The following is a 12915-nucleotide window of genomic DNA, read 5'->3' on the forward strand; positions in this document are numbered from 1 at the left end:
GTTAATGCCGCCTGCCGCTTGCCGCAGACCGGCAATTATTTTCCGCCCGACCGGCAAAAATTCCGGCTTCTATTATGCACGCGCGCGAGAAGGGGCGGTTTTTGCCTGTTTTGCGGAAAAATTGCGGGAGCCGCTAAAACCTCCCGACGCCCCGCCGTTATCCCCTTTCGAGGCCGCAAGCGTCGGATGACAGCGACCTGATTGAACGGAAAGGGAACATCATGACTGTTATCGGAACCAACACTGCGGCGCTGCGCTCGGCCAACGCCTCTTCTTCGGCCAGCAAGGCGCTGAGCACCGCCATGGAGCGCCTGTCGACCGGCAAGCGCATCAACAGCGCCAAGGACGACGCCGCCGGCCTCGCGATCGCTTCCAGCATGACCGCGCAGATCAAGGGCATGACCCAGGGCGTCCGCAACGCCAATGACGGCATCTCGATGGCGCAGACGGCGGAAGGCGCGCTCGGCGAAGTCAGCAACATGTTGCAGCGTATGCGTGAACTGACCGTCCAGACGCTGAACGGCACCAACGACACCGATGCCAAGGCCAATATCCAGGCGGAAATGTCGCAGCTCCAGACCCAGATCACCGACACGCTGGCCAACACCGAATTCAACGGCACCAAGCTGTTCGACGGTTCGACCGCTTCGGTCAACATCCAGGCCGGCGCCAATTCCGCCGACGCGGTGACGATCACCCTGGACGACGTGGCCGGCGATGCCGATGTCACTGCCGCCCTGGCCGTCGACGCCACCACCGCGACCAGCGCTGACCTGACGACCTTCGACGATGCGCTGGCGGCTGTCGCCACGACCCGCGCCAATCTCGGTGCGGTGCAGAACCGCCTCGAATCGACGGTCAACAACCTGACCAACAACATCACCAACCTGACCGACGCCCGCAGCCGCATCGAGGACGCCGACTTCTCGGCCGAAACGACCGCGCTCGCCAAGCAGCAGATCCTGAGCCAGGCGTCGACCGCGATGCTGGCCCAGGCCAACCAGAGCCAGCAGGGCGTGCTCAAGCTGATCGGCTAAGCCGTGACCCGATTGGTCGGCTGAGGTCTTGGTCACCGCCAGCCGGTCAAGTGGCCCCCGGCGCATCACAGTCCCCACCGCGCCGGGGGCGACACCTTCGATCGAACGACCAGAAATCCGAAGCCTCCGTCCCCCCGGGCGGAGGCTTCATCGCGTCCGTCCGACATGGGAAGAGGGACAGGATGATGGATACAAGGCTTGGCTTGGCCGTTTCCGCCGTCCATGATGACCTCCATGACCCAGATTGACCGGCGCGCGATGATCGCCGCCACCGGCGCCGCCCTCCTCCTCCCCGGCACATTGCGCGCGCAGGCGATCGGCGACGCCTTTTCCTGGGACCGGCTGGTCGCTCTGGCGCAGCGGCAGGCGCGCGCGCCCTTTCGCGAAACCCCGGCCCATCCCGGCGCGGCCAGGGTCGATTATGACGCGCTGCACGGCGCGCGCTTCCGTGACGAACGCACCCTGTGGGGCGATCTGCCCGGCGACACCGGCATCCGTTTCTTCCCGCTGTCGGCCAACGCCGCGCAGCCGGTATCGATCGCGATCCTGGACAAGGGCCGCGCCACGCCGCTGCGCTATGATCCCGCGATGTTCGACACGCCGGCGGGCAATGCCGTCGCCGCGCTGGGGCCGGATGCGGGCTTTGCCGGTTTCCGCATCATGAACGCCCGGCGCGACGGCGACTGGCTCTCCTTCCTGGGCGCCAGCTATTTCCGCGCGCCCGGCCCGCAGAAACAGTTCGGCCTGTCCGCCCGCGCGATCGCGATCAACACCAGCCTGGCCGGCAAGGAAGAATTTCCCCGCTTCACCCATTTCTGGCTGGAACGCAGCGGGACCAGCAGCGTCACCATCTACGCGCTGCTGGACGGCGCATCGATCAGCGGCGCCTATCGCTTCGTCAGCAGCCTGGGGCCGGACGGGGTGCGGCAGCATGTGACCGCCGCCCTCTTCCCGCGCCGGCCGATCCCGGAACTGGGGCTGATGCCGATGACCAGCATGTTCTGGTATGATCAGGCCAACCGCCTCCAGGGCACCGACTGGCGGCCGGAAATCCACGACAGCGATCTGCTGTCGATCGCCAGCGTCGACGGCACCGCCCATGCCCGCCCGATCGTCAACCCCTCGACCCCGCAATTCAGCGCCTTCAAGGAGAGCGACCCCAGGGGCTTCGGCCTGCTCCAGCGCGACCGCGATTTCGACCATTATCAGGATGATGGCGTCTTTTACGATCGCCGTCCCTCGCTCTGGGCGACGCCGGCAAAGCCGCTGGGAAGCGGCCAGGTCCGGCTCTACGCCTTCCCGACCGACAGCGAATATAGCGACAATGTCTGCGCCTACTGGACCCCGGACGCCCCGCCCCGCCCCGGCGCGCGGATCGACCTTGGCTACCGGCTCGACTGGACGGCGGCGCGCGCCCCCGCTTCATCGGACCTGGCGATCGTCGCCAATGTCTGGCGCGGGCGCGGCGACCGGCCCGATGCGGACCGTCTGGTGATCGACTTTGCCGGGGTGCCGCCGGACATGAAGCCGGACCTGTGGGTCGATGCCGGCGGGGGAGACCTGCGCAAGCAGGCGGGCTATCGGGTGCTGGGCCGGGATGGACTCTATCGGGTCGTGCTCGACATAGGCCGCAAACCGGGCCAGACAGTCGATATTCGCCTGCAATTGCGCGTCGGCAATCGGGCGTTCAGCGAATATGTGCATTATCCGCTCGGCGCATGAAGGGAACCCTCGGCGAAACGGGCGGTTCTCACACACGGGTTATCATAACGGATCGGGACTATGGGGAATGGAGGCGTGCCGGCGGCCAATGCCGCGGCCGGGGACAAGCCATTGACGCGGGCCTTTGAACAGGTGCCGCCCGAAGCGCCGCTCGCCATGCCGGAACAGGATTTCCGCACGCGCCCCCCCCTGATCGCCACACGCTCGCTCAACATCGACATAGGCGCGCGCCGCCTGCTGGTCGTGCTGCTGGCGCTGATACCCGCCGCCATGGCCGCGCATGAAATGCGCCGCTCGATCGGCCTGGACGGCATCAGCGCGATGGAGGGCGTCTATCTCCTGCTGTTCATTTCGCTGTTCGCCTGGATCGCCTTCGGCTTTGCCACCGCGACGATCGGCTTCCTGCTGCTGACCGTGGGCAAGGGGCGCAGCGTCACCCCCCGCCCGCTGCGCGCGTCCGAACCGCTCCGGGGCCGCACCGCGATCCTGCTGCCGGTCTGTAACGAGGATTTTCTGGGCGTGCTCGGCCGCCTGTCGATCATGGAACGGTCCCTGGCGCAGGTGATGGGCGGCGAACGGTTCGAATTCTTCATCCTGTCCGATTCCAGCGCCGAAAGCGGCGAGACGGAAAAGCGCGCCTATCTGGAAATGCGCAAATCCTTCTCGCGCCCGGTCCATTATCGCCGCCGCGCCCGCAATATCGGGCGCAAGCCCGGCAATATCGCCGAATGGGTGCAGCGCTTCGGCGCCGCCTACGACTATATGGTCGTGCTGGACGCCGACAGCGTGATGAGCGGCCAGACCATGGCCCGCCTGGCCGCCGACATGGAGAGGCATCCCCATGTCGGCCTGATCCAGACGGTTCCCACGGTGATGGGCGCGGCGACCCTGTTCGCCCGCTGGCAACAATTTGCCAGCCGCCTGTTCGGCCCGATCTCCGCCGCCGGCATGATCTGGTGGGCCGGATCGGAAGGGATGTTCTGGGGCCACAATGCGATCGTGCGGGTGCGCGCCTTCGCCGACAGTTGCGGCCTGCCCGAACTGCCCGGCCGCGCCCCCTTTGGCGGCCATATCATGAGCCATGACATGCTGGAGGCGGCACTGCTGCGGCGGCGCGGCTGGGACGTGCATATGGTGACGGCCGACGACAGTTTCGAAGAATTTCCGCCCTCCATGCCCGACCTCTTCACCCGCGACCGCCGCTGGTGCCAGGGGAATATCCAGCATGTGCCGCTGCTGGTGAAGATCGTCGGCCTGCACCCGGTCAGCCGCTTCCAGTTGCTGGTGGGCGCAAGCGCCTATTGCACCTCGCCCATGTGGCTGGCGCTGATCCTGGTGGTGCTGGGCGGCGCGGCAAGCGGGCTGTGGCCGGCTGCGGCGATCCTGCCGTCGGGCGGGCTGCTGGCGGTGACGGCGGTGCTGCTGTTCGGGCCGAAAATCCTCTCCATCCTCTGGGCCATGGCCGATCCGGCGCGGCGCATCGGCTTTGGCGGCGCGGCGCGGATGACGCGCGGCGTGATCGTCGACATCATCCTGTCGATCCTGATGGCCCCTGTCGCCATGCTGACCCAGACGATCAACCTGTTCGGCATATTGATGGGCCGCAAGAGCGGTTGGAACGGCCAGACCCGCGACCGCGACGGCATGGCGATCCATAGCGCCATCTGGCTGTTCAAATGGCATGTGTTGCTGGGCGCGGGCCTGACCCTGCTGGCGCTCCGCGCCGGCGCGCTGGGCTGGACCCTGCCAGTGATTGCCGGGCTGTTCGCCGCGCCGCTGCTCGCCGCGCTCACCGCGCGCAAGGATCTGGGCCGCCGGGCGCAGGAAAATGGCCTGTTCCAGGTTGCAGACCCGTGGTGGCGCACCCAGGGTTATCGCCCGCTGCGCTTCCGCTGGCCCACCACCGACGCGCGCCGCGTCGGCCCGGTGGCGGCGAATGACGAGTAAGAATCTCTAATCGTTCCAGTCGCGCAGTTTCTCGCGCAGCTTGTCGAGTGCCGCCTTCTTGATCTGGCACACCCGCGCCGCGCCGATATCCAGCGTCTGGCCGATTTCCTCCAGATTGAGTTCCTCGACGAAATAGAGTTGCAGCACCAGCGCCTCGCGCTGGGGCAGTTCGCCGATGCAGGCGGCGACCGCCTGCTTGAGCGCTTCGCGCTCCAGCACATCGTCGGCGCGGTCCTCCACATCGGCGAACCACATCGACTGGTCGGAATAGACCTCGTCCATGCTGCTATGCTGGACCATCTCGACGCTGTCGGCGATCTCGCGATAGGCGGCCGGCTCCAGCCCCATGTCGGCGGACATTTCCGCCTCGGTCGGCAGGCGGCCAAGCCGCTGCTCCAGCCGGTTGCGCACTTTCGCCAGATCCTTGCGCTTCGCCATCGCCGACCGGCAGATCGTCGCCTGCCGCCGCAGATGGTCGATCATCGCGCCCCGCACGCGCAACTGCGCATAGGACGCAAAGCCCAGCCCCCGATCCTCGAAACTGTTGGCCGCCTCGACCAGCGCGACCATGCCGATCTGAAGCAGATCCTCCACCTCGATCGCGGTCGACACCCGGCCATGGACATGCCAGGCGATCTTGCGCACCAGCGGCATATATTGGCGCGCCAGGCGTTCCGGGCTGCTCTCCCCGCGCTTGCCATAGGTATGCGCGCCAGCCGTGATCTTGTTCATATACATGGCCCAGTCTGTTCCTCAGCCAATTTCTTTTCAGCCGACTCGTTCGCGCTGCTGCGGCAACGGATCGTGCCGCGGCGCCGGGCGAGACTCGCTCCCTACCACCGCAACTACTTCCACTCCCTTACCGTCGGGAATTTCCAGGAAGGACAAGACCGGCGTTTCCGGCAGGTGCGGCTTGAACAGGCGGGCGAGCGCACGACGCGCCACCGGCGACGTGACGATCGCGAAATTGCGCGCCTGCCCCAGCATCGGCCGCGCGGCATGGACGACCTGTTCGACGATGCGGTTGGCCAGGCTCGGCTCGATCGGATGGCGGGCATCGCCGGCCACGCGCATCGCCTGCGCCAGCATCGCTTCCAGATCGCCGTCCAGCGTGATCACCGGCAGCGGCATCTTCACCGGCACCAGCCCCTGGATGATGAGCGCGCCGATGCGCTGGCGCACGGCTTCGACCAGTTGCTCGTGAGTCATGTCGGGCCTTGCGCCATCGACCATCGCCTCGCAGATGCGGCGGAAATCCTTGAGCGCGATGCCTTCGGACAGCAGCGCACGGCACAGCGCGCTGATCTGCGTCAGGCTCAGCAGCCCCGGCGTCAGCCCTTCGACCAGTTGCGGTGCGGCGTCCTTCAGGTTGTCGAGCAGCTTGCGCGCCTCGTCCAGGCCGAACATCTCGGCGGCGTTCATCGCGATCAACTGGTTAAGGTGCGTCGCCACCACCGTCGGCGGATCGACCACGGTATAGCCTGCGACCACAGCCTCGCTGCGCTTGGCCTGGCTGATCCATACCGCGTCCAGGCCAAAGGTCGGGTCTTTCGCCGCGCGACCCTGCACCGTGCCCTCCAGCGCGCCACTGTCGAGCGCCAGCAGGTCGTCGGGCCAGATTTCATCCTCGCCCACGACCACGCCGGCGATGGTGATGCGATACTGGTTGGGTTCCAGCGCCAGATTGTCCTTTACCCGCACCATCGGCACGACGAAGCCCAATTCCTTCGACAACTGGCGGCGGATGCCGGTGATCCGCGCCATCAGCGGCGCGCCCTTGCGCTCGTCGACCAAGGCAATCAGGCCATAACCGATTTCCAGCCCCAGGATCGCGCCGTCCGACACGTCATCCCATTCGATGAGCGCGGGGTTGGGCGCGGGCGGCAGCGGCGCGGGTTCGGCGGCCTTTTTCTGCTTGGCCTGCCGCAATTGCCAGGCGATGCCGCCGGCAACCGCCGCGGCGGGCAGGATGATCATGTGCGGCATACCCGGCAGCACGCCCAGGAAGCCCAGGATCGCGGCAACCGGAATCCATGCCTTGCCGGTGCCGAACTGGCCCGCGATCTGGCCCGACAGGTCGCCCTCGCTCTTGACGCGGGTGACGATGGATGCCGCCGCGATCGACAGCAGCAGCGCCGGGATCTGCGCCACCAGCGCGTCGCCGATCGCCAGCAATATGTATGTTTCCGCCGCCTCGCCGATCGCCAGCCCATGGCTGACCACGCCCAGGATGATGCCGCCGATGATGTTGATGACCAGGATCAGGATGCCCGCAACCGCGTCACCCTTCACGAACTTGCTGGCGCCGTCCATGGACCCGTAGAAATCCGCTTCGGTCGCGACTTCGGCGCGGCGCAGCTTGGCTTCTTCGGGTGTCATCAGGCCGGCGTTCAGATCGGCGTCGATCGCCATCTGCTTGCCCGGCAGGGCGTCCAGGGTGAAGCGCGCGCTGACTTCGGACACGCGGCCCGCGCCCTTGGTGATGACGACCAGGTTGATGATCATCAGGATCGCAAAGACGAAGATGCCGACCACATAGTCGCCGCCGATCAGGAAGTGGCCGAACGCCTCGATCACCTGTCCCGCCGCGTCCGACCCTTCATGCCCCTGCACCAGCACGACGCGGGTGGAGGCGACGTTGAGCGCCAGGCGCAGCAGCGTCGCGAACAGCAGCACCGTAGGAAAGCTGGAAAAGTCGAGCGGCTTGGCCGCGTTCAATGCCACCATCAGCACGGCAAGGCTGATCATGATGTTGGTGATGAAACCGATGTCCAGCATCACCGCCGGCACCGGCACCATCATGAACACCACGACCATCAGCGTCGCAAAGGGCAGCACGGCCCCCTTGACGGCGCTCATCCAGATCTTCGCTTTGACTTGGGCGGGGGACATATCGGGCCGTTACCTTCCGAGGGTGGCGAGCATGAGATAGGCGAGGCGCGCGGTCTGCGGCTGCGGCTTGACCATGATGTCAGGCTGCTCGCTCAGGCGCTGGGTTTCGATCCGCACATAGTCGGCGGGCTGGACCGTCTTTGCGCCCGCAGGCAGGGATGCATCGGCATATTGAACCGGGCCGCCCAGGCTGTCGGAGCTTTTCTGGAGCTTGGCGGCGAAGCGATCACGGATTTCCGCGAAGCTGCGGGCGTTGCCGGCACGATCGTAGAAGATCGACCGGTTGGCGCGCGCGGCGGCGGGAAAAAGCGATGCGGCGGTCGCGTCGGGCGCGCGGTCATGGACCGACAGGAATTTCGACGCGCCACCCACGCCCAGGAAATGGGCAAGATAAAGATCGACCGGCGCCGCCTCGCGATGGAGGCGGCTTTCCAGATAGGCTTTATTGTCGGCGGCATGTTCGGCCGCCATGACCGATGCCGTCTCAGGATGCTTGCGCAGGTCCAGAATTTGCTGCCGTAATTCGGGATCGGCGACGGAATAGCGGCCGTTGCTGCCCCGGCTGATCGCGTCCGACGCCCAGCCCAGGCCATATTGGCTGCCATGCTTGTCGATGACGGCAAGCCAGCTCTGGTCGATGAACTGATAGAGGCCGGTGGCCGATGAAGTGGACGCGCGCGCCGCGGCGTTCAGCCCGGATTCGATCTTCGCCTGCCCCAGCAGATAACTGAAGTCGACACCCGTGCGCCGGCTCGCCATCGCAATCGCGTTGGTCACGCGATTGCCGGCCGATCCCGCCGTTGCCGATATGTCTGCGAATGCCGACACTGTTTCCAAAATCCTCACTTGCTAGCGAGGACATTAGAGCAAGGCTTGTGCCAATATTTGGTTAACGCGGCCGCAAGAAAATGAATGGGGCAAAACATATGACGGCGGCGCTTCGCGCAGTTTTAGGCCCGAAGAAATTTTTTCTGCCCATCCCGGCAAAATCCTCCCCTGGCAGGGAAGGTGGCACGGCTTTGTATACCGTAACGACATGCTGAACATGTTTCAGCATCCATCGGGCCGCCGGGTCCATAGATGGCTGGACACGCCAAAATCCCCCCTTCCCGGCACGGGAAGGAAGGTGAATTCAGCCGGCAATATCGAAATCGTCAGCGGCCGTAGGTCAGCGGCGCCCGTTGCGCGCCATGCGCGGCCAGGATGGACAGGCGCTGCCCGACATGGTCGGACAACAGATTGACGCGCACCCGCGCACTTTCCAGCAGCGGCAGCATCGCGCTCAGCCGTTCGACCACCGCCGGGTCGGATCGCCACGCGCCGATCGCGCGGACAGCCGCCGCCGCGTGACTCACCCGGTTGCTCGCCGTCTCGATCGCCAGCGCGTCATAGCCGTCCAGCACCTCGCGCAAATCCTCGAACGCATCGAACAGATCATCCAGCGCAGCAAGACCGAGCGGCATGGGTTTCGTCCCTATCTGGCGGAAGGCAGGTCGAGATCGACCATGCGTTCCGCAATGGCGTTGGCGTCGACCGGATAATTGCCCGACGCGATGGCGGCCTTGATCGCGGCGATCCGGTCCATGTCGACCGGCGCGCCCTCGGCCGCCATGCGTGCGGCGGGGCTGGCCGATTCCGATGCGGCGGCCGTGCTCACACTCGTGCCGGGGGCGGACGACGCACGCGCCTTCCCGCCTTCCCGCAGGCTGGTGACGCCGATCGCGTTGCTGATGCTCTGGCCCACGGAGTTGATCATCGGGTAAAATCCTTCACTCGTCCCTACCGCTTATAACGGACAAGTTCAAAAATCCTTAAATCCTGGAATCTGCACAAGCCCCATTTCCACGACCTGCGCAAAAATCGGCGCACTTTTCTTGTCCTCGCGCACGCGGATCGTCTGCCCGATGGCGCCATCCTCGTCCGCGACCATCATGCGCGACACGCTGAAGGCGGCATTGCCGGCCATCAGTTGCACCGGATCACCCTTGCGCACGACATTGTCCCGTTGCGCGGGCGACGCGGCGGCGCGGTTGAAGCGGCCGGCGGCGGCGCTGCGCGGCAGCGGCCCCGACGCGGCGGCGGATGCGCCCGCGACCAGCGGCACGCGGATGCGCCAGCCCAGCGCCGCGCACTGCACCATCGCCGCGCCGAACACCGGCCCTTCGACGGTCGGGGTGGCCGGGCAGGCGGCCAGGCGCAAACGACGATCGACAGGCGCGACCGGACCGCCCGGCTCGCCCAGATTGGCGCCCACGGTCATCGCCACCAGACTGTCGATCCGGTCGAGATTCTCGAATTTCTGCTGCGCGACCGCAGGCTGCGCAAACGGCAGAGCGGCGACAGCGAAAAGGCAGGACGATAGGCGAAACACGGGCATGTCTCCTGAACAGGCGGACAGTCTATGCCGCTCAGCTCAGCAATATCCGTGCCAGTTTTCCTCAGCGGGCCTTGGCGGCTCCCGGCGCGATGCGGATCACCTGCCCCTGCCCGCTCTGGCCATCGGCCTGGTCCAGCCCCCGGATCAGCAGCCGGTCCTGCGCGATGCCGTCGGCCTTGAGCGATCGCGCGACCGCGCCCAGCCGGGCGGCGGCCAGATCCCATTCGTCGAAGCGCTGGCGCGACGGGTCGGTGCCATGGCTACGAATGTCCACCCCGCCCGCACCCTTGCCGAACCGGCGCGCAACATCGCCCAGCCGCGCGTCGCCCGCCGGCGTCAACAGCGCCTCGCCCGGCGCGAACAGGTCGGCGGCGCGCAGGTCGACGCCCTGCGCCATCGGCCGCCCGCCAAATTGGCGGCTGACCTGCGCCAGCATAGCGTCGCGGCGCGATCCGCTGGCCTGGAGCAGCACGAAGAAGGCGAGGAGCAGCAGCAGCAGGTCGGCAAAGCTCACCGCCCAGCGGTTGCGCCGGGCGGTGGCGGATGAGGGCGCTGCGGCCGCGCTGGTCATGCGACCTCGCGGATCGACGCCCGCCGCAACGGCGCATGTTCGCGCCGCGCGATCCCCAGCATCCGGTCCACCGCCTCGCGCTGCCAGGCCAGTTCGCGTTCCGACAGGTCAGCCAGCCGCGCGGCGATCGGTGCGGCGATCAGGTTGGCGATGACGACGCCGTAAAAGGTTGTGAGCAGGGCCAGCGCCATGGCGGGACCAAGCGTGGCGGGATCGTCCATCGCCGCGAACATGCCGACCAGCCCGATGATCGTGCCCGCCATGCCCAGCGCGGGCGCGGCGTCGGCGATCGACAGCCAGGCCTTGTGCACCGCGCCATGGCGCTGCGCCCGGTCGGCCAGCGACTGCGCCGCCCACAGTTCGAACATGTCGATGCGGTCGCAATTGGCCAGCTTGCGCGCCGCTTCGGTCAGGAACACGCTGGCGGTTTTCACCCGGTCGGTGCAGGACAGGCCACGCAATTGCGCCACCTGATCGATCTTGAGCATGGCGGCGCGCGCCGCATCGCGATCACGCGAAGGATCGGCGGTCAGCAGCGGCGCCAGCGCCGCGACCGCGCGCGCCAGCGCGCCAGCGCCATTCTGGAACAGCGCCACCAGCACGATCCCGCCCAGCATCGCCAACAGTGTCAGCGGATCGAACAAATGGCCGAAAATCGCGATCATGAAAGCCCAAATCCCCATCGTTCCACCGGCCACGGCAATGCCCTGCCGCCGACCGGCAAAAAATTGCCGCCCTTGCCGCTCCTCACCGCAAACGTCCCGTTTCCCGCGACTTTCCGCGCTGCCGATGCGTCACCCACGCAAATTGGCACGGCTCTTGCTGATTACAGGCTGGATCACCCGCAGAAGACGCCATCAGGCTTCAGAACGGCGGATGGATCGAAAGCTTTAGGGTCAATTGCCAATGTCGGTCGAAGACACATTGTTCGGGATACATGGAAAGGCGCTCGCGCTCCGGTCGCAGCGCCTGTCGCTGCTCGCGTCCAACATCGCCAACGCATCGACCCCCAATTACAAGGCCCGCGACATCGATTTCGAGGCCGCGCTCCGCGACGCGACGCGCCAGGCGGGCAAGACGCCGACCGATGTGGCCCAGGCCGCCAGCGCCGCCATGGGCTATCGCGTGCCGCTGCAACCCAGCCTGGACGGCAACACCGTCGAACTGAGCACCGAACAGACCCTGTTCGCTGAAAATGCGGTCAAATATCGCACGACCCTCTCCTTCCTGGAGGGGCGCATCAATACCATCAACCGCGCGCTGAAGGGAGAATGAGCATGAGCAGCTCCGGTCCCATGAACATTTTCGATATCGCCGGCCGCGCCATGAGCGCGCAACTGGTGCGACTGAATGCCACCGCCTCCAACATGGCCAATGCCGGCAATGTCACCGGCAGCGCGGCGGAAGCCTATCGCGCGATCAAGCCGGTGTTCCAGTCCGTCACCGACAGCCCCGGCGTGTCCACGGTCAAGGTCGCCAATGTCGTGACCACCAGCGCGCAGCCGACCAGGCGCCACGATCCCAACCATCCGCTGGCCGACGCCAATGGCGATGTCTGGGAATCGGCGGTCGATAGCAATGCGGAGATGGTCGACATGATCGAAACCGCCCGCATGTACCAGAATAATGTGCAGGTGCTCAACACCGCCAAATCCCTGATGCTGGAAACCATAAGGATCGGCAAATGACCGCGACATCGACCGTGACCGACAGCGCCGGCCTGTCGGTCTATAATGCCAACGCCAAGAAAGGCACCGGCAAGTCGGAAATGGGCCAGGCCGATTTCCTGACCCTGCTGACGGCGCAGATGCAATATCAGGATCCGTTCGCCCCCGTCGACAACAGTGAAATGGTGTCGCAGATGGCGACCATCACCAACTCGTCCGGCATTGCCGAGATGAACGCCACGCTCAAGTCGCTTGCCGCCAATCTTGGCGGATCGCGGCTGGGCGATGCGGCAAGCTGGATCGGCAAGGCGATGCTGGTCCAGAGCAATGTCGCCGTGCCCGATTCCGCCGGCTCCTATGCCGGGCAGATCACGCTGGCGGGCGCCAGCGATGCGGTCAGCATCGATCTGGTCGATGGCGACGGCAATGTCGTCAGGACGATCGACCTGGGCGCGCAGGATGCCGGCGCGACCGCCTCCTTCTACTGGGATGGCAAGGACGACACCGGCGCCAGCGTCGCCAGTTCCGCCCTTCAGGTGAAGGTCAATGGCGGCACCACCAGCCAGGTCGCGACCTGGGCCACCATCGCCGCCGTCCAGTCACCCGCTGACGGTTCCTCGTCCAAACTCATCACCGCGCTCGGCAGCTACAGCCCGTCCGACGCGATCAGCCTGATGTAATGTCTTTTCACCCTTCATCCTT

Annotated in this window: 14 protein-coding genes; 6 read left to right on the plus strand and 8 right to left on the minus strand. The window is 66.1% G+C overall.

The features are described 5' to 3' along the window. The first annotated feature begins 221 nt into the window (after positions 1–221). From Q4610_RS03425 to mdoH, 3 genes are all read left to right on the plus strand, one after another. Positions 222–1037: a flagellin N-terminal helical domain-containing protein gene (locus Q4610_RS03425; RefSeq protein ID WP_304534593.1), complete on the plus strand. Its 816-nt coding sequence runs from the start codon at positions 222–224 to the stop codon at positions 1035–1037. Positions 1038–1271: 234 nt separating this feature from the next. After that, positions 1272–2759, plus strand: coding sequence for an OpgD/OpgG family glucan biosynthesis protein (locus Q4610_RS03430; protein ID WP_304534594.1), 1488 nt, complete (start codon positions 1272–1274; stop codon positions 2757–2759). A 60-nt stretch (positions 2760–2819) separates the two neighbouring features. Beyond that, the gene (gene mdoH / locus Q4610_RS03435; protein ID WP_304534595.1) at positions 2820–4706 is read left to right on the plus strand and encodes a glucans biosynthesis glucosyltransferase MdoH; all 1887 of its coding nucleotides are present in this window, start codon (positions 2820–2822) and stop codon (positions 4704–4706) included. Between the two features lie 6 nt (positions 4707–4712). On the opposite strand, the gene Q4610_RS03440 is transcribed toward mdoH, so the two are convergent. From Q4610_RS03440 to Q4610_RS03475, 8 genes are all read right to left on the minus strand, one after another. Next, entirely contained in the window at positions 4713–5444 is a 732-nt protein-coding gene (locus Q4610_RS03440; protein WP_304534596.1) for a sigma-70 family RNA polymerase sigma factor, read from the minus strand. Between the two features lie 30 nt (positions 5445–5474). Next, complete coding sequence (gene flhA, locus Q4610_RS03445) at positions 5475–7598, minus strand: flagellar biosynthesis protein FlhA (protein WP_304534597.1); 2124 nt, start codon at positions 7596–7598, stop codon at positions 5475–5477. Between the two features lie 9 nt (positions 7599–7607). Next, the gene (locus Q4610_RS03450; RefSeq protein WP_304534598.1) at positions 7608–8426 is read right to left on the minus strand and encodes a lytic transglycosylase domain-containing protein; all 819 of its coding nucleotides are present in this window, start codon (positions 8424–8426) and stop codon (positions 7608–7610) included. A gap of 326 nt (positions 8427–8752) precedes the next feature. Next, entirely contained in the window at positions 8753–9061 is a 309-nt protein-coding gene (locus Q4610_RS03455; protein ID WP_304534599.1) for a hypothetical protein, read from the minus strand. A gap of 11 nt (positions 9062–9072) precedes the next feature. Beyond that, the gene (gene flgM, locus Q4610_RS03460) at positions 9073–9354 is read right to left on the minus strand and encodes a flagellar biosynthesis anti-sigma factor FlgM (protein WP_304534600.1); all 282 of its coding nucleotides are present in this window, start codon (positions 9352–9354) and stop codon (positions 9073–9075) included. 45 nt (positions 9355–9399) lie between these two features. Next, entirely contained in the window at positions 9400–9969 is a 570-nt protein-coding gene (locus Q4610_RS03465) for a flagella basal body P-ring formation protein FlgA (protein ID WP_304534601.1), read from the minus strand. A gap of 67 nt (positions 9970–10036) precedes the next feature. Then, positions 10037–10546, minus strand: a complete 510-nt coding sequence (locus Q4610_RS03470) for a flagellar motor protein MotB (RefSeq protein ID WP_304534602.1) — start codon at positions 10544–10546, stop codon at positions 10037–10039. Further along, positions 10543–11211: a MotA/TolQ/ExbB proton channel family protein gene (locus Q4610_RS03475; RefSeq protein ID WP_304534603.1), complete on the minus strand. Its 669-nt coding sequence runs from the start codon at positions 11209–11211 to the stop codon at positions 10543–10545. The genes Q4610_RS03470 and Q4610_RS03475 overlap by 4 nt, the downstream gene beginning before the upstream one ends. A gap of 241 nt (positions 11212–11452) precedes the next feature. Here Q4610_RS03475 and flgB point away from each other — a divergent pair, with 241 nt between their 5' ends. From flgB to Q4610_RS03490, 3 genes are read left to right on the plus strand one after another with little or no spacing between them, the layout of a single operon-like run. Continuing rightward, complete coding sequence (gene flgB, locus Q4610_RS03480) at positions 11453–11821, plus strand: flagellar basal body rod protein FlgB (RefSeq protein WP_304534604.1); 369 nt, start codon at positions 11453–11455, stop codon at positions 11819–11821. A 2-nt stretch (positions 11822–11823) separates the two neighbouring features. Then, complete coding sequence (gene flgC / locus Q4610_RS03485) at positions 11824–12234, plus strand: flagellar basal body rod protein FlgC (RefSeq protein ID WP_304534605.1); 411 nt, start codon at positions 11824–11826, stop codon at positions 12232–12234. Next, positions 12231–12893: a flagellar hook assembly protein FlgD gene (locus tag Q4610_RS03490; protein WP_304534606.1), complete on the plus strand. Its 663-nt coding sequence runs from the start codon at positions 12231–12233 to the stop codon at positions 12891–12893. Before flgC ends, Q4610_RS03490 begins: the two co-directional genes overlap by 4 nt. Positions 12894–12915: the final 22 nt, after the last annotated feature.

It is taken from the genome of Sphingobium cyanobacteriorum, assembly GCF_030580935.1.
GTDB lineage: Bacteria > Pseudomonadota > Alphaproteobacteria > Sphingomonadales > Sphingomonadaceae > Sphingobium > Sphingobium cyanobacteriorum.